Source organism: Priestia koreensis (assembly GCF_001274935.1).
In the GTDB taxonomy this organism is placed as follows: domain Bacteria; phylum Bacillota; class Bacilli; order Bacillales; family Bacillaceae_H; genus Bacillus_AG; species Bacillus_AG koreensis.
In genome coordinates this window covers 309,822-327,886 of the sequence record NZ_LILC01000037.1, presented here as the reverse complement: position 1 = coordinate 327,886, position 18,065 = coordinate 309,822, and the positions used below count along the sequence as shown (strand labels likewise).

Annotated in this window: 14 protein-coding genes; 12 read left to right on the top strand and 2 right to left on the bottom strand. The window is 40.2% G+C overall.

What is annotated here, in order from left to right; translation table 11 throughout:
- Positions 1 to 52 precede the first annotated feature (52 nt).
- Complete coding sequence (gene pepF, locus AMD01_RS23040; protein WP_083446673.1) at positions 53 to 1,939, top strand: oligoendopeptidase F; 1,887 nt, start codon at positions 53 to 55, stop codon at positions 1,937 to 1,939.
- A gap of 30 nt (positions 1,940 to 1,969) precedes the next feature.
- On the opposite strand, the gene AMD01_RS23035 is transcribed toward pepF, so the two are convergent.
- Both AMD01_RS23035 and AMD01_RS23030 read right to left on the bottom strand, forming a co-directional pair.
- Complete coding sequence (locus AMD01_RS23035) at positions 1,970 to 2,764, bottom strand: endonuclease/exonuclease/phosphatase family protein (RefSeq protein WP_053403793.1); 795 nt, start codon at positions 2,762 to 2,764, stop codon at positions 1,970 to 1,972.
- Between the two features lie 3 nt (positions 2,765 to 2,767).
- The gene (locus AMD01_RS23030) at positions 2,768 to 4,426 is read right to left on the bottom strand and encodes a PTS transporter subunit IIBC (RefSeq protein ID WP_053403792.1); all 1,659 of its coding nucleotides are present in this window, start codon (positions 4,424 to 4,426) and stop codon (positions 2,768 to 2,770) included.
- Positions 4,427 to 4,757: 331 nt separating this feature from the next.
- Here AMD01_RS23030 and AMD01_RS23025 point away from each other — a divergent pair, with 331 nt between their 5' ends.
- The 11 genes from AMD01_RS23025 to AMD01_RS22975 all read left to right on the top strand — a co-directional run bounded on the left by AMD01_RS23025 (position 4,758) and on the right by AMD01_RS22975 (position 17,875).
- Positions 4,758 to 6,290 carry a bifunctional ADP-dependent NAD(P)H-hydrate dehydratase/NAD(P)H-hydrate epimerase gene (locus tag AMD01_RS23025; RefSeq protein ID WP_053403791.1) on the top strand — a complete coding sequence of 511 codons (1,533 nt, stop codon included), beginning with the start codon at positions 4,758 to 4,760 and terminating at the stop codon, positions 6,288 to 6,290.
- A gap of 65 nt (positions 6,291 to 6,355) precedes the next feature.
- Positions 6,356 to 7,036 (top strand): beta-phosphoglucomutase, encoded by a 681-nt coding sequence (gene pgmB / locus AMD01_RS23020; RefSeq protein ID WP_053403790.1) that lies wholly within the window; start codon positions 6,356 to 6,358, stop codon positions 7,034 to 7,036.
- Positions 7,037 to 7,449: 413 nt separating this feature from the next.
- Positions 7,450 to 8,376: a cytochrome aa3 quinol oxidase subunit II gene (qoxA, locus tag AMD01_RS23015; RefSeq protein ID WP_053403789.1), complete on the top strand. Its 927-nt coding sequence runs from the start codon at positions 7,450 to 7,452 to the stop codon at positions 8,374 to 8,376.
- A 49-nt stretch (positions 8,377 to 8,425) separates the two neighbouring features.
- Positions 8,426 to 10,375: a cytochrome aa3 quinol oxidase subunit I gene (qoxB, locus tag AMD01_RS23010; protein ID WP_053403788.1), complete on the top strand. Its 1,950-nt coding sequence runs from the start codon at positions 8,426 to 8,428 to the stop codon at positions 10,373 to 10,375.
- Between the two features lie 2 nt (positions 10,376 to 10,377).
- On the top strand, positions 10,378 to 10,989 hold the full coding sequence (qoxC, locus tag AMD01_RS23005) for a cytochrome aa3 quinol oxidase subunit III (protein ID WP_053403787.1): 612 nt from the start codon (positions 10,378 to 10,380) through the stop codon (positions 10,987 to 10,989).
- A gap of 2 nt (positions 10,990 to 10,991) precedes the next feature.
- Positions 10,992 to 11,321 carry a cytochrome aa3 quinol oxidase subunit IV gene (gene qoxD, locus AMD01_RS23000; RefSeq protein WP_053403786.1) on the top strand — a complete coding sequence of 110 codons (330 nt, stop codon included), beginning with the start codon at positions 10,992 to 10,994 and terminating at the stop codon, positions 11,319 to 11,321.
- Positions 11,322 to 11,516: 195 nt separating this feature from the next.
- Positions 11,517 to 12,281 carry a vWA domain-containing protein gene (locus AMD01_RS22995; RefSeq protein ID WP_053403785.1) on the top strand — a complete coding sequence of 255 codons (765 nt, stop codon included), beginning with the start codon at positions 11,517 to 11,519 and terminating at the stop codon, positions 12,279 to 12,281.
- 13 nt (positions 12,282 to 12,294) lie between these two features.
- Positions 12,295 to 13,083 carry a hypothetical protein gene (locus tag AMD01_RS22990; RefSeq protein WP_053403784.1) on the top strand — a complete coding sequence of 263 codons (789 nt, stop codon included), beginning with the start codon at positions 12,295 to 12,297 and terminating at the stop codon, positions 13,081 to 13,083.
- Between the two features lie 14 nt (positions 13,084 to 13,097).
- Positions 13,098 to 13,457, top strand: coding sequence for a hypothetical protein (locus AMD01_RS22985; protein WP_053403783.1), 360 nt, complete (start codon positions 13,098 to 13,100; stop codon positions 13,455 to 13,457).
- A gap of 12 nt (positions 13,458 to 13,469) precedes the next feature.
- Positions 13,470 to 17,486, top strand: coding sequence for a type VII secretion protein EssC (gene essC, locus AMD01_RS22980; RefSeq protein ID WP_053403782.1), 4,017 nt, complete (start codon positions 13,470 to 13,472; stop codon positions 17,484 to 17,486).
- A 116-nt stretch (positions 17,487 to 17,602) separates the two neighbouring features.
- Positions 17,603 to 17,875: a WXG100 family type VII secretion target gene (locus tag AMD01_RS22975; protein ID WP_053403781.1), complete on the top strand. Its 273-nt coding sequence runs from the start codon at positions 17,603 to 17,605 to the stop codon at positions 17,873 to 17,875.
- Positions 17,876 to 18,065 lie beyond the last annotated feature (190 nt).

Sequence of the window (18,065 nt, the reverse complement as noted above, 5' to 3'; positions counted from 1 at the left end):
AAATACTAAAAGGAGTATTTTGGATCGATGTTTTTTACAAAGGAGAGAGACGATGAAAAAGCCTTTTTATCGAAAGCTAACTATTATGGCTACTGTATGCTTGTTGTTGCAAGTAGGAGCAACAACAAGTAATGGTGCAGAAGTGAACCCGCAATATGAAAATCGTTCAGACATTCCATCTCAATACACGTGGAAATTAGAAGAGATTTATCCTAACCAAAAAGCTTGGGATAAGGACGTAAAAAGCGTAGTATCCCAAGCTGATCAATTCTATCATTACAAGGGAACGCTTAGTAAATCAGCATCGCATCTAAAAAATATTTTAGAGCAGTATAGCACGATTATGAGGAAGCATGACAAGATATATATTTATGCTTCATTAAAACTGCATACGAATTCTTCAAATGCTAAACTTCAGTCGTCCACTGATCAAGCTGATCATATGTCAATGAATGTGATGGAAAAAACGTCGTGGCTCTACACGGATATCTCAAAGCTTCCTATGAAAAAGTTAAAAACTTATATTGATGACCCACAGCTGTCTGCTTATAAGTATGTTTTAGAAGAGATGCTGCGAACAAAAGAACATACGCTACCTGAAAAAATGGAAGAGCTACTACTCAAAACGGCTCCTATTGCTTCTGTTCCTGAGAGCACCTTTACAATGCTTGAAAAAGATATTCCGTTCCCTTCTTTTATGGCAGCTTCAAAAACGGCGCTTCCGCTCAATCGGTTCAATTACAGCACATATATGGAAAGTTCCGATCGCGTAATTCGCGAAAAAGCATTTCAAACGTATTATCATACGCTCAAACAATATCAAGATACATTCGCTCAAACCCTTGGCGGTCAGGTAAAAGCTAGTAATGCATATGCAAAAATTCGCCACTATCCAAATGCGATAGCCGCGAGTCTCGATTCAAATAATATTCCAGTGAGAGTGTACGGAGGATTAATTCAATCTGTTCACAGAGGATTGCCGCTTTTGCATCGCTACATGGCGGTGAAAAAACAACTACTGCACGTTTCTCCCATGCATATGTATGACCTTCGTGCACCATTAAGTAAAAAGGACAATCAATATGTTTCATTTGAAGAAGCCAAAAAGCGAGTAATTGATGGTCTATCAATTTGGGGTGAGGATTATACAGATGTCTTAACAAAGGCATTTAACGAAAGATGGATTGATGTTTATTCCACACAGGACAAGCACGGAGGTGCTTATCAGTGGGGAAGCTACGATACGCATCCATATGTGTTGTTAAATTATCGTGGTACAAACGATGATATTTCGACGATTGCTCATGAATTGGGACATGCGATGCAATCGTATTATACGAAAAAAGCCCAGCCTTATTTAACAGCAGGCTATCCAACCTTTTTAGCTGAAATTGCTTCTACCATGAATGAACAACTGTTGTGGCACGATACGTATAAAAAAGCAAAAACAAAAGAAGAAAAAATTGCGTTATTGTGTGATCGACTTGAAGGTTTTCGAACGACTCTTTTCCGCCAAACGCAATTTGCCGAATTTGAAAAAATCATTCATGAGAAAGACCAGCAGGGTGAGTCTCTAAATGCCGAAGCCATGAGCAAGGTTTATTTAGAACTGAATAAGAAATACTACGGGCCTTCGATCGTATCAGACCCTGAAATTGCCGTTGAATGGGCGAAAATTCCCCATTTATATAACAACTTTTATGTTTACCAATACGCGACCAGTTTCGCCGCATCGATTGATTTAACAGAGCAGATTTTAAAAGAAGGTCGCCCTGCGATTAACCGAATTCACCATCACTTGTTAACGGCAGGAGGTTCTGAAAATCCACTATCTGTTCTTAAAAAATCAGGGGTGGATATGTCTACTGATCAGCCAATACGTGAGGCGATGAAGGCATTTGATGAGACACTAACAGAATTAGAAAACTTATTGAAGTAATAAAAAAGGTGGACACATTGTCCACCTTTTTTACATGATAATCTCACATTCCACTCCGTAATGGTCAGAAACAATCGATTTATTCCGTTCGTTGAAAATGACACGAGACGATCTGACTTCTACAGGTTTCGTTGCAAAGATGATGTCTAAACGCAAATCTTTCTTGTTTTGATCCCATCCGGCAATTTTACCTTCTACAGTAATGCCGGCATCTTTTTCAGAAGCTAAGAGATACGTATCGTGTAAGCCTTGTGATTTTAAATAATCGAATCCTTCATCTTTTGTAAAGGCGTTATTATTAAAGTCACCCATTAAAAAACCAAGCTCTTTATGAGTCTGTACATATGACAGTAATTGATCTGCCTGAAATTGAAATGGTTCGTCCTCGTCTTCCCACCAGCCTAAGTGGCAGGAGTAGAAGGAGAGGGGAACGCCATTGTATGAAATAGTAGCACGTACGATCTTTCGTGTTTTCCAGTAATCATGATTGGTACTTTGCGATACATAAAACGAATCTGATTCCTTAATAGGATGCCTAGTTAAAATGGCTAACCCTTCTTCGAACGTTTCATAACCAATGTGGGGAAAATCCCACACGTATTCGTAATCAGTGACTCCGATTTTTTGAAGCTCATCTAATAGTACGGCGGCGAAGTTATCCTTCTTAAGATGATTATGGAGGGGAGGTGAGTCAATTGATTGACTAACCTCTTGTAAAGCAATCACATCATACTGTTTTTCTTGAATCGTCGTCGCTAGAGTCGAAATCTTTTCCCATTGATTTTCCTCCTGCCAAGAATGACAGTTTAATGTGAGTAATTTCATATTTTACGCTCCTAACAAGTCTTGAATATCGGACTTAATGACATCTGCTTTTGGTCCGTAAATGGCTTGTACACCGTGATCTTTAATGATCAACCCTAGTGCACCGTTTTTCTTCCAGTCTGCCTCGTTCGCTACAGCATTTGGATCTTTTACTGTTACACGAAGGCGAGTCATACATGCATCGACATCTTCAATGTTGTTCTCTCCACCTAGTAATCCGATAATAACAGGTGCTAGAGAATCGTTTCCTACGTTCTTTTTCGTGCTTGAGCTTGTGTCCGCTGTTTCTTCATTTTCTTCCCCGTCTACATAGTTACCGTTACGACCAGGCGTTGGTAAGTTAAACTTTTTGATCATGAAGTTTGCAACTGCAAAGTTTAATCCGAAGAATACAAGACACGCAATCACAAAGTTCACAAGGTCTAACCAAAGACCTGCTTTGATAATCATTGGTGTACGTGTTAATAGCTCAATAAAACCGAATGAATGAACACGAACGTGTACAATGTCTACGATGGCAAATGCTAATCCTGTCATTAGTGCATATACCACATAAAGAACTGGTGCAACGAACATGAACATAAATTCAATTGGCTCTGTTACGCCTGTTAAGAATACAGCTAAAGCAGCTGAGAAGAACATAGATTTATACTTTTTACGTTTGTCTACATCAACATTGCGATACATTGCAAGGGCAATACCGATTAAGGCAGCGCAAGATAAAATCATTTGTCCTACTTTGAAACGAGCAGGTGTTACGTCATGCAGTAATTTTTTATAAGATTCTGTATCTCCTGCAGATAAGAAGTTGTTAAGATCTGCAATCCATGCTAACCAAAGTGGATCTTGTCCTGCAACCGTTGAGCCAGCACCAGATCCTGTTAAAATCTTGTACGTTCCGCCAAGTTCCGTGTAGTTCATCGGAACTGTTAACATATGGTGTAATCCAAAAGGTAACAATAGACGTTCTAATGCTCCGTATACGAAAGGTGCAACAATTGGTGCACTGTCACGAGATGTTGCAATCCATTGTCCGAAATTATTCAGTAGACCTTGAACAAATGGCCATACAATGGAAAGAACAAGAGCTGTAACAACAGATCCCACGATAACAACAAATGGTACAAAGCGCTTTCCGTTGAAGAAAGAAAGAGCATTCGGTAATTTATTATAGTTGTAATATTTATTAAATAACGCGGCCCCTAAGAAACCGGAGATAATTCCTACGAATACCCCCATATTAAGTGCTGGAGCACCTAGAATAGAAGTGAAGTAATCTTTTACGACTAGTTGTTGACCAAACAATGATGAAATCGTTGCTTTTTGATCAACTAGCATGTCAGAAGTTACGCCGAAAATAGCGCCCGTAATGCGGTTGATCAGAACAAAAGCAATTAATGCTGCGAACGCTCCACCTGCGCGTTCTTTAGCCCAAGATCCCCCAATTGCAACGGCAAATAAAATGTGAAGATTGGTAATAACAGCCCACCCGATATCTTCCATTACCCTTGCAATCGTTTGCAAAACTACGATATCTTGCGCGGTCATTCCAAGCAATTTACCAAGTGAAATCATGATTCCAGCAGCAGGCATAACTGCTACTACAACCAATAAAGCTTTTCCAAACTTTTGCCAAAAATCAAATGAAAAAAACTTTTTCATGGTGTATACCTTCCTTTTCCCCTTGTCTATGTGACTAAAAATAGTGTATGCAAACTTTTCATTAATTAGGTAATGCAATCGCTTGCATGATTATCGTAAGTCTTATTGTAATGAAAGTGGTTTCATTGCGCAATAGAAATTTTGAAAAAATTTTCAATAACGTGTAATAAGCGTTGAAAAGTTTTTTTATAAGAATGGAAAGGTGGTGTGATTAGGGCCTAAAATCCTTTGAATAACACAGGGTCTAAAAGGCGGAGAGAAGAAGTCACACTGCATGAATTAGAGTTCGTCGGGTATAGATAAATAAAAATAGGTGCAGGAGGGGAAGAAGATGAAGCCAATTGTAACGGCTGAAGAAATGTACGAGATTGATCAATATACAATACGCAATGTAGGAATATCAGGGGAGAGCCTAATGGAAAGTGCAGGCCTCGTTATTGCTCAGCGGTTGAAAGCAGAAATACCCATAAATGAAAAAGTTGCCGTTCTAGTTGGAAAGGGAAATAACGGGGGAGATGGTCTCGTTATTGGGCGGTTATTACAGGGATATGGTTACCAAGTAGACGTTTGGATAATTTCATCCTCTCAAGATTTGAAAGGTGAAGCCAAGGGTGCACTTCTTCACTATGAGAATGCTGGGTATGTGACCCGTTCTTATCAGGATGAAAAAGACCTCTTCCACGCGCTGTTGCCCCGCTATGATTACGTCATTGATGCGTTATTAGGGATTGGCATAAAAGGAGGCCCCCGCACTCCTTATAAAGAAATCATTGATCAGCTGAATCATCTTCAGTCGATGGTCTACAGTATTGACCTTCCGAGTGGAATTGAGGCCGATGGGGGAGTGGTCGAAACGGCTGTAAAAGCAGATAAAACATTCACTATTCAGGCTCCAAAAACAGGTGCTTACACATTTCCTTCCGCTAATTACTATGGACAAGTTGAGACAGTTGATATTGGGATTCCTAACATCTCTATTGAAAAAAGCTCCCGTCACAAAAGGGAATGGGAAGAAAGAGACGTGGAACGAACCTTTCCGAGCAGAACACGTTCTTCACATAAAGGTTCCTATGGTAGGGGAGGGGTTGTAGGAGGTTCTACAACTATGATTGGTGCGCCCATTCTCTCTTCGGGAGCAGCCCTTCGAACAGGGGTAGGGCTCCTGACCATTTATGTACCTGAATCCATTCGTTCCGTGGTAGCATCTCACATTACAGAAGGAATGTACCGAGGGCTACAAGAGGAGAATGGCTATTTCCTGGGAGATATATCGTTTGATGATGTGAAGCTAGATGCAATAGCTGTAGGACCAGGAATGGGAAGAACGGAAGGCGGAACAAAGGTCGTTCGCTCTGTTCTTCAGCAGGATAGCACGGTCATTGTTGATGCAGACGGTCTTACACATTTGAAGAAGTGTTGGGACTTGCTTCAGTATCGTAAAGCCCCGACTATTATTACACCGCATCCTGGAGAAATGAGTATGCTGATGGATATGACTGTTGATGAAGTGGAACATAATCGCTTTGAGGTATCTCGAGATCTAGCCATTAAACACAACCTTTACGTTGTTTTAAAAGGTCCATTCACGATTGTAACGACACCAACAGGAGAACAGTTTGTGAATACGACCGGAAACCCGGGTCTTGCCAAAGGGGGAACGGGTGATACCCTAATAGGCATGATTTTAGGGTTTGTTCTTCAGCACAAGTCTGTTCAGGAGGCGCTAAACAACGCTGTCTATATGCACGGAAAAGTGGCAGATTTGCTCCTTGAGAAGGGGCATAGTATGGTAGACATTGTAGCAACTGATTTAATTAAGCATTTGCCGAAAGCGTTGAATCAGCTTCTACAACACAAAAAGTAAAGTGGGAAGAGAATAGTGATGATTCGTCATTCTATTCTTTTTTTATTCAATGAGGAGGAAAATGGATGAGACGAACGCTAGAGGCGGTCATTTTTGATTTAGACGGTGTGATTGCGAATACGGTTGAATTTTATTACATCGCCACCAAAAAGATCGCAGACGAAATAGGAGTACCCTTTACGCGGGAAAGGAATCAACAGCTACAAGGACTGAGCAGAGGGAAAACGGTTGAGACCTTAATTTCGGAAAGTGGCAAAACCTTTTCAGACGAACAAAAAAAGACGTGGGCGACACAGAAAAATAAGGATTATCAAGAGCTAATAAGAACGATGAATGCTAGTTCCATTCTCCCAGGAATTCAATCACTTCTCGGCGAATTAAAAAAGTCGTCGATAAAGGTGGGCATTGCTTCTTCTAGTTCTAACGCAAAGCGAGTCATTCAATATTTAGGGATACAGGAGCACCTTGATCATGTAGTAGATATTGAAAAGATCAAAAACGGTAAGCCAGATCCAGAGATTTTCTTGACAGCGGCACAAAATCTGAACGTTTCTCCTGAGAATTGTGTCGGAATTGAAGACGGACAAGCGGGACTTTCTGCCATTAAAACCGCAGGCATGTTTTCAATCGGAGTAGGGGAGCATAAGGAAATGGAGGAGGCCGATTGGCACGTGAAGAGCACCGCTGAAATTACGTTAGATCAAATTCTCCAACGTTTTAATGATAAAATTAATGGTTTTAGCTGATAGATGAAAGGGTAGGGAAAGGGTTGTAAAGAAACTGAAAATTTAAATTATATCAATATACTCTAGAAAGAGGGGAGAGGAAGTGGTAAGTTAAAGTAATGAGGAAAAGAAACCTTTATTTGACTGTCTTTTTTACATTTTTTTACTCTTGATATAGCTTAAGGATAAAAAATGAACATTTTGTGAACGTTTTGTTACAAAAATGTTATCAATTTATGAATTGATGTAAGATGGTATTTGGAAATATCGCTGCATTTGATATTTTTGTTAAAGGGATCATTAACTCATTGCATTACTTTATTATATAGAAGTTTTTTTAACTTCTTATTTTTCTTATGTAAGAAGCAATTATTTTTCGTACAAAATGGGGACTTTTGAACCATGCGATGAGAAAGGAAGGAGGAAGGCGCTAGATGAAAAAATCTAAATGGAAGTTATTATCCCTTTTACCTTTATCACTTGTTTTATTCTTAGGTGGTTGTAGCGGGAAAATGGCTGTATTAGATCCGAAAGGACCGGTAGCCAAAACTCAGTATGATTTGATTGTTTGGTCATTTATCTTAATGTTAGCAATTATTGCCGTAGTATTCATTTTATTTACGGTTATTTTAATTCGTTATCGTGAAAGACCAGATAAACATGATTATGAGCCGCCTGAACAAGAAGGTAACTTATTATTAGAGGTAATTTGGACTGCGATTCCGGTTTTAATCGTTATCGCATTAGCAGTGCCAACTGTTAAAGCCACAATGGCTTTAGAGAAAGCGCCAAAAGCAGTAGCAACACAAAATGCTGAAGATAGTAAAGCTGAAGACAAAAAACCACTTGTTATTCACGTAACATCTGCGGATTGGAAGTGGATCTTTAGTTATCCTGAGCAAAATATTGAGACTGTTAACTACGTTAACATCCCTGAAGACCGTCCTGTTAAGTTCAAACTTACATCCGTAGGTCCTATGAACTCATTCTGGGTACCAGAACTAGGTGGTCAAAAGTATACAATGGCAGGCATGGAAACGAAGCTATACTTATTAGCTGACCATGTTGGGCAATATACTGGTAGAAGTGCGAACTTCTCTGGTGAAGGCTTCACGGATATGACATTTGATGTTGAAGCTGTTACAAAGAAAGACTTCAATGAATGGGTTCAAACAGTTCAATCAAACGAACCTAAGTTAACGAAAAAACAATACTCCAAGCTGATTAAGCCTGGACATGTTGGTCGAAGCACATACTCTAGCACACACTTAGAGTGGATCGATCATGCAAAACAAAATTCTCATATGTCTAACAACATGGATATGAAGGAAGACAACAAAGATGAGAAGAGCGATAAATAATCGAACGTTCTAATATATACAATGTTTCTCATGGAAGGAGGACAACAGCGTGAAGCTTGATGAATTTTTCGTCACTGGCGAACCACTAATTTACGGTGCCGATGTGTCTATCATATTAGCTACTGTAGGTATCTTATTCGTACTAACGTATTTCAAAAAGTGGAAATGGCTTTGGACTGAATGGCTTACTACAGTTGACCATAAGAAACTTGGTGTCATGTATATTATTGCTGCCATTCTTATGCTGTTCCGCGGTGGTGTCGATGCGCTATTAATGCGTGCTCAGTTGACGGTTCCAGACGCTAAGTTTTTAGACGCACAGCACTACAATGAAATTTTTACAACTCATGGTACAATCATGATCTTGTTCATGGCGATGCCATTCTTAATTGGTTTAATCAACGTTGCGGTACCTTTACAAATCGGTGCACGTGACGTAGCGTACCCATACTTGAATGCGCTAAGTTTCTGGACATTCTTTATTGGTGCAATGCTATTTAACATTTCATTCGTTATCGGGGGATCTCCTGATGCAGGTTGGACTAGTTATGCACCACTTGCGCTGAATGAATATAGTCCAGGTCCTGGACAAAACTACTACCTATGGGGATTACAAATTGCAGGTATTGGTACCTTAATGACAGGTATTAACTTCCTTGTAACAATCCTTAAAATGCGTGCACCAGGTATGACATTGATGCGTATGCCAATGTTCACTTGGTCAGTATTAATTACATCTATCATCATTATCTTTGCGTTCCCTGTATTAACAGTAGCGCTTGTATTAATGACATTTGACCGTTTGTTCGGTTCTCACTTCTTTACAGTGGCCGATGGCGGTATGCCGATGATGTGGGCCAACCTCTTCTGGGTTTGGGGACATCCTGAGGTATATATTGTTATCCTACCGGCGTTTGGTATCTTCTCTGAAGTTATCAGTACGTTCTCACGTAAACGTCTATTCGGATACTCAGCGATGGTATGGTCAATGCTTGCCATCTCGATCTTAAGTTTCGTTGTTTGGGTCCATCACTTCTTCACGATGGGTGCAGGAGGAGCAGTTAACTCATTCTTCTCTATCACAACGATGGCGATTTCAATTCCGACAGGGGTTAAAATCTTTAACTGGCTCTTTACGCTTTACAAAGGGCGAATTCGTTTCACAGCTGCAATGATGTGGTCATTAGCGTTTATTCCTAACTTCGTTATCGGTGGGGTTACAGGGGTAATGCTTGCGATGGCAGCAGCTGACTATCAATACCATAACAGTTACTTCCTAATTGCGCATTTCCACTACGTACTAATTGCTGGTACAGTGTTTGCATGTTTTGCTGGTTTACATTACTGGTATCCAAAAATGTTTGGTCACATGCTAAACGAGCGTTTAGGAAAAATTGCTTTCTGGTTATTCATGGTTGGATTTAACGTATGTTTCTTCCCAATGTACTTCTTAGGACTAATGGGAATGACTCGTCGTATGTACACTTACTCAGCATCAACAGGCTGGATGCCATTGAACGTAATTGCATCAATCGGTGCTGTTGGAATGGGTCTTGGATTCCTAGTATTAGTTTATAACATCTACTGGAGTGCACGTCACGGTGAACGTGACCTAACTGGTGACCCTTGGGATGGTCGTACTCTTGAGTGGGCAACTAAAACACCAATCCCACACTATAACTTCGCGATTATTCCTGATGTTAAAGGTTTAGACGCATACTGGTTAGCTAAGAAAGAAGCAAAAGAGCAGAAAAAAGCAGAACAAAAAATTCAGTACAAACCGATTCATATGCCAAGCAACTCTGGTCGTCCATTCGTTATGTCAGTCTTCTTCTTCATTGCAGGATTTGGATTTGTCTTTGACTGGTTGATCATGGGTATCGCAGGTGTAATCGGCGTACTAATCTGCATGGTTCTTCGCTCATTCGAATATGATGAAGGTTACTATGTAAGTGTTGAAGAAATTGAGCGCACTGAAAGCGCAACGAGGGGGGCATAACTATGGCAGATTTAGCACATGAAAAGCATGATGGCCCACTCGAATATGCAACACAAGAAAGTCGCTTAAATATCTTAGGTTTCTGGATCTTCCTTGGAGCAGAGATTGCGTTATTCTCTACACTATTTGCTACTTACTTAGTACTAAATGGTCGTACAGGAAACAGCCCTACTCCTCAAGATTTATTTGAACTAAAAGATGTAATGATCGAAACTTTACTACTTCTAACAAGTAGTTTCACATGTGGTCTTGCCGTTCACGAAATGCGCGGCGGCCGCGTAAAAAGCCTAATCACGTGGTTAATTATCACGTTGCTATTAGGTGCAGGATTCCTATTTATGGAGATCTCAGAGTTCATTCACTACGTTGGTGAAGGGGCAACTCTTCAATCAAGTGGTTTCTGGTCTGGCTTCTTCGTCTTAGTTGGTACCCATGGTGCCCACGTAACGTTAGGTATCTTCTGGATGATCTTTATCATCATTCAATTAACACAACGCGGATTAACGTCTGCAACGGCACGTAAAGTATTCATTGTTGGTCTATACTGGCATTTCCTTGACGTAGTATGGATCTTCATCTTTACGCTAGTTTACTTCAAAGGGATGGTGAACTAACGATGGCAGGTAATAAAAACGCACAAGCGAGCCATCATGGTCATGATGGTTTCCCTTGGAAGCATTTAATCGGGTTTATTATTTCATTAGCACTGACATTTGTAGCGGTTTTTATCGCGTTTGAAACGGATCTTTCAAAAACAGCGATTATGTCAGGAATCATCATCTTGGCTGTACTACAAGCACTTCTTCAGTTAATCATGTTCATGCACGTAACTGAAAGTGAAAGTGGTAAGGTACAAGTGGTAAATATGGCTTTTGCATTCTTCATTGCGATTGCTGTAGTGGCAGGTTCCATTTGGGTAATGTCATTCGGTATGACTGGAATGTAAAAAGGAAGAAGCATCCTCACTACGGTGAGGATGCTTTTTTTTGTCGAAAATAGGCTTATTCGCTTATATAGATATATAGTAACCTTTGATAAGATCAATGATAGAAGAAATTTCAAATTTATATGCTTTTTGGATGAGAATAGACCTATATTGACTCGTGCTTAAAGCGGTGAATAAATACGGGAGAATAAACAGATGAAATATAATATTCAAGCTACACAGCAGACGCCAGCATACATCATCTATTTACTCGATATTAGCGCGTCCATGAATCAGTTGATGGAATCAAAGGGAGAGCATAAAAGAAGAATGGATGTTGTTACAGATGCCTTACATGCTGCCATCCGCCAAATGGTCTTCCGGTCAACAAAGGGAAGTCGGTTAAGTCCAAGATATCGAATTTCAATTTTAGCCTATAGTGATAACGTATTTGACGTACTCGGAGGAGTGAAAGGGATTGATGAAGTGGCACGAATGAAGCCGCTAGAAAACATCCCAACTCAGAGGTTAACGAATACGGCTAAAGCATTTGAGCAAGCAGAAAAAATTCTATTAGAGGAACTTCCTAACTTACAAAATTGTCCCGCCCCTCTTATTTGTCACATGACAGACGGAGCGTTTACCGGTGAGGATCCTACACCGGTAGTGAAGCGAATCATGAATTTACATGTTCCTGATGGAAATGTTTTGGTCGAAAATATTTTTATTTCAGATGAAATTGTTTCTTCACCGGTTGAAAATTCGAAAAAATGGCCCGGTATTATGCCGGCTACTGAGCTCGATGAGGAATACGGAAATAAGCTAAAAATGCTATCTAGCCCATTACCTGAAAGCTACCGTGAAATGATGATGGAAACGGGTTATAAAATTCAGCCCGGAGCACTTATGATGCTTCCTGGTACGAACGCTGATCTTGTTTCCCTTGGATTTCAAATGTCAGCTGCGACACCAGTACGATAGGAAGGAATACGAGATGAACTATAGCAGTAATCCAAATGAAGAAACACCTCCGTCAGAGATCAATGAAACGCTGTATAAAATTAAATATGGATATGCTCGCTCCTATGAATCACAGATTGAAAACGATAAGGGGCAAGATTTTCTCGCATTTCGCTTACACCATCACTGCATATCATTTGTCGTTTGTGATGGTGTTAGTTTATCCTTCTGTGGAGATGTGGCGGCCTCCTTTTTAGGAGAACAGCTATTAGCATGGATGGATCATGCTGAATTTGATCTTCTTCAAAATGAGCATGCAGCGAAAGAAGAACTCCTTCAGTTCCTAACGATGGCCATTGATGAGGGGACAGATGAGGTGAAGAATTATCATCTTTCCGCTGAACTGCCCCCCTTATTAAAAGAGGTGTTGGAAGATAAACGAGAACAGGGTAGTGAAACCATGTTCGTTTGTGGTCGAATTGATTTTAGTGGTGATCAGCCTCATTTGTTTTTAGGTTGGTCAGGGGATTTAAGGATACGGTTTTGGAAGAACAAAAAAGAGGTAGAAGTAATTACTCCTGATCTGCGACAGGTCCATCAACGTTGGTCAACGAAAAAAGGAATTCCATCGGATGATCTACACGTGCTCAGCTTGGATATCTTAAAGACATCCATCAGTGAACTCATGATCTATACAGATGGACTGGCAATTTTAGATCCTTGTAATACCACGCCTTCTTTACGTAAGCTTTACAGGTATATGCAAGAATCTTTTTTATCTCCCGAAAGCGATGATCTCTCTTTTTTTAATATCGTATGGTAAAGGAGGAAAAGCGATTGAGCGATATTGTGATTACATTTATTCATGATGCAGGAGAGAAGGATATTCAATTATCTAACCACCTAGAAGGTCACCAGCTCCTACAGGCTCTATTAGAGTGGAAAGGAATTCAAAATGAATGGGGACATGCTTCCCGTGATGTGGAATATTCGTTTGATGAAAAGCATTGGTTCCGCTTGGATAAAAACCAAAGGCTAGAAGTTGTAGGCATTTGGGACGGAGCATTTTTACGTTTGAGTGAAGGTGCTTCAAATCTATCAACACTTAATGAGATAAAGGAATTAACCACTTATTCACCTGAGGAGGAGAATGAGACTACTCCAGCATCAGACTATGCATGGAAAATCCTTGATTAAAGGAGGGAATGTATGAAGAAATCACCTTTTTTTACTCGGTCACCAAGATTAAAGCTATCGTTACCAACAGGTAAAGTTACGGTTCATCGACCGAAAAGTGAGCCGATACAGCCTGCATTTTCAATTGAGACGATGCTGATTCCAATTTTCCTCACACTTGCTACTATAGGTGTCATGTTTTACTTATCTAAAACGATGAATAGTAACAGTATGTACCCCATTTTTATGATGGCAATGAGCATACCAATGGTGGGATCTTACTTAGCAACGATTATATTGTTTTTTAAGCGTAAAAAGAAACATGACATGGAGATCAAAGAGCATCGAGACGAATACATACATCAAATTAATGACCATCGACAAGAACTACAGCGTATTTACGATCTTCAACGAGTTTTCTTAAGAGAAAACGATCCAAGCATTAAAGAGTGCCTGAAGCGAATAAATAGTAGAAAGAGCTCTCTTTGGGAGCGAACGCCTAATACTGAGGACTTTTTGAACATTCGTATCGGATTAGGAGAAAAGCCGTTTGAGGTTGATTTAGAAGTCCCAACACAGGAAGGGTATGACATTAATCCTCTAATTGAAGAAGCACAACAGCTTCAAGCAGACTTTCATCTGATGCGAGATGTTCCTATATCTGTCCCACTACGAGAAAAGCGCGTCATTGGACTAGTTGGAGATGAAGCAGAGATATTAGAGCTTACTCGTTCCATCATCCTTCAGATCGTTACGCATCATTCTCCTGATGAAGTAAAGCTTATAACAGCTTATCATGCAACAGAACAGCAGCAGTGGGATTGGATGAGGTGGCTTCCACATATTTGGAATGAAAATCGAGATATGAGGTATATTGCTGAGGATAGAGAGATGGCTCAAAGACTGTTTGAACAGCTTTATACAAAGCTAAATATTCGTAAGCTCGAACAGCAAGGAAAAGTGAGCACATCTCCTTCACACACGCCTGAGTATGTTTTCTTTTTGCCCTACTTGGAGATTTTGGAGGACGATGCGCTACTGCCTCTTCTTTTAAAAGAAGGTGAAAAGATAGGTGCATGTACCTTTTTAATGGCTACTCAAAAAGAAATGCTTCCGATGGAGTGTGAAGTCATTATTGAAGTGAGGGAAGGGGAAGCGAAGATATACGAAACGTTCTCAAAATCGCATGATGAGGAAAAAAGTCTTTTTTCAGGTGCAGAAAAAGTGATGGTGGATCATCTGACTTTACAAGAGGCAAATCAGGCTGCTCGCTCGATGGCTCCTTTAAAGGTAAAGAAATCAACAGCAGGTGTTGTGCCGAAAGTTTTAACTTTTCTAGAGATGTATGGCGTACAGCAGGTAGAAGAATTAAATGCTCAGAATCGCTGGAATCGAAATCGTTTTCCATCATCGCTACCCGTACCTATTGGGGTTCGAGAAGGCGGAAAGCCTGTGACGCTCAATATCCACGATAAAATTGAGAAAAAAGGTCATGGTCCACATGGATTAATGGCTGGAACAACAGGATCAGGAAAGAGTGAGGTCATTCAGTCACTTATTTTATCATTAGCAACGACTTATCATCCGCACGACGTAGCATTCATGCTCATTGATTATAAGGGAGGGGGCATGTCGAATACATTCCAAGACCTCCCCCACGTAGTGGCAACCATTACGAATCTTGAGGACGTGAATTTAATTAGTCGAGCAAAGGTTTCACTTCGTGCAGAACTAGAGCGGAGACAAAAAATCTTTAAGCGTACGGGTAATTTTCAGCATATTGATGAGTACTTTTTATCAGAATTTCGTGATAAGGAACCACTGCCACATCTTTTTATCATAATCGACGAGTTTGCACAGCTAAAAAAAGATCAGCCAGAGTTTATGGATGAGCTTGTTAGTATAGCGGCTATCGGTCGTACGCTAGGTGTTCATTTGCTGTTGGCTACTCAGAAGCCAGCAGGTGTCGTGGACGAAAAAATTTGGAGCAACTCTCGCTTTCGAATTTGCCTTCGTGTCCAAGATGAGAGTGACAGTCGCGAAATGATTAAAATACCCAATGCCTCTCATATTACAAATGCAGGCCGAGCTTACCTCCAAGTGGGGAACAACGAAGTATTAGAGTATTTCCAGTCTGCCTGGAGCGGGGCTCCGTATGATCCGACGGCTGATGAAGATGCAGAAGAAGCTGTTGTAGGTGAAGTGCAATTGGATGGATCTGTTGTGTACAAACAAACATTATCCATTCAAAAAACAACGTCTAAAAAGCAAATTCAGGTTCTGATTAACTATTTGAACGAAGAAGCACAAAAAAGCAGCATTAAGCGACTAGCGGGCCCTTGGCTACAGCCTTTACCAAATAGAATTTCGTTCCCCCATTATGGAGGCAAGGCGCAAAGAAAAGAGAAATGGGATCATGTGAAAAAGACTCTGACTGCTTCTGTAGGGCTAGTAGATGATACGTCTAATCAATCACAGTATCCGCTGTTGATGAATTTAAGCGAAGGCCACTTGCTTGTATATGGGATGCCTGGGTCAGGAAAAACATCTTTCATTCAGACGCTCACCATGTCGTTAACGACTGCGTATTCACCAAAAGAGTTGAATATGTACCTTCTGGATTTTGGCCGTCAAATGAGATCCTTCTCTGCGTTTCCACATGTTGGAGACGTTATTTACGAGGAAGAGAAAGAAAAAATAAAGAGGATGTTTGCATTCCTGCTTCGTGAATTAAAAGACCGAAAAGAATTGTTTTCAACCGTTGGAGCGACAACTTTTGAAAGCTACAACCAGTCGAATAACGATCATATTCCAGCCATCGTTCTCTTAATAGATGGTTATAGTAGCCTTAAAAGTCTTTACCCAGAAGAGCATGAACAGCTTGAAATATTTCTACGTGAAGGGGCGGCTTATGGCATGATAATGGTCGTCACTACGAACCAGACAGGCGATATGTATGAACGTTACCGAAATAATTTTGCCTCCGTTGTCACGTTTGAATTAACGGATATGACGGACTATTATTTCGCGGTTGGAAGGCCACATATTCAAACCAGTGATCTGCCAGCAGGCCGAGGGTTTGTAAAAGGAAACAATCCACCGCTGTCGTTCCAGAGCTTTCTTCCTTATCAGGGGGACAGTGAACTAGAAAAGAGCGCATATATTCGACGTGTTGGCAACGAGATGAGTAATGAGTGGAGCGATGATCATGCAAAATCAATTCCAACTCTTCCGAAAGAAGTATACTTAGAAAATTTAGAGAAATCAGCTGATCCTCCGTCACTTGCGATTGCGATTGACGTGGATGACTTACAAACACAGTCTCTTCAACTAAGTGATGGAGAAAACGTATTAATTACAGGAAGAGTTGAGTCAGGAAAAACGTCGCTGCTTCAATCAATTCTTTTGAGAATGTGTGATCAGTTTTCCCCAGATGACATCGATATCTTTCTGATTGATCTAGAGCCAAAAGCAAGTGGATTAAGTGGATATTCAACTCTTCCTCATATAAAGGGGGTTGCAATGGAATTTTCGCAAGTCAGCAGCCTACTTGAAGAGATAGAAACCATTATTAGCCAGCGGAAGCCACATAACATTGGAATAGCTGAGAGTCTTTCTGAAGAAGTCTCCTCACCCGTTATGGTGCTCATTGATGACGCAGAGCACTTTATGCAGGAGATGAGCTTAGATTTTGAAGGAAAAGATCGTCTTGAGCGATTGATTAAAGGGGGACGTCAGAAAAATGTTCATTTCATTATGGCGGGATCTTTGACTGCGATGAACAGTTATATACATGAAGCTTGGTTTATGAACTTTAAAAAGAAGTTTACCGGCTTCTTGTTAGGATCTACGATGAGTAATGATTTGTACTTTTTCAATATTCGACTTCCACATGATGAAACAGATCGAGAACTTCCAGCAGGAGATGGTTTCTTAATTAAAGGGAAGCATACAAAAATTCGTACGGCTTATCCATACGGTCCGACATTAAATAAGAAACAATGGGAAAATCGAATTTTGCACAAGCACGACTATAGCTTTAATGGTTAAAAAGTATGATTTTTAAATTTTTGGGTATTAAGTAATGGTTCTGAAGGTTTAACTTGTTTTTTCAAAAGAAATAAATAATGTGGATTATTAGATATTGAGTGGGGAAGGAGATTGTTATGGCAGGACGTATTTTAGTATCACCAGAGGAGCTTGAAAGAATTGCACAACAGTTTAGAAGCGGCTCTGAGTCTAGTCGTCAGCAAATGGCAAGGCTTCAGCAAGCCCTAATGTCACTAGAAGGAAAGTGGGACGGGCAAACGAAAAAGCGTTTCTTTGATCAATTTGAGCAGTCGAAGCAGCATATGAAAGTTTATACACAGCTATTGGATTCTATTGATCAAGAGCTACGAGGAGTCGCAAGCCGATTCCGAGATGTGGACTCAAAATAAGAACGGATGACTCAAGGAGCTAACCACTTTATGGTTAGCTCTTTTTTGAGTTAGAAAAATTCCTGAAATGGGAATATAAGTATGACATTAGTTTGAAGAAAAAGAACTAAATTTACGTAATTATCCCATTAAAAGGGGTCTATATACCTGTGTTTTATCACCTATTTAATGCTAATCTTGTACATGAGAG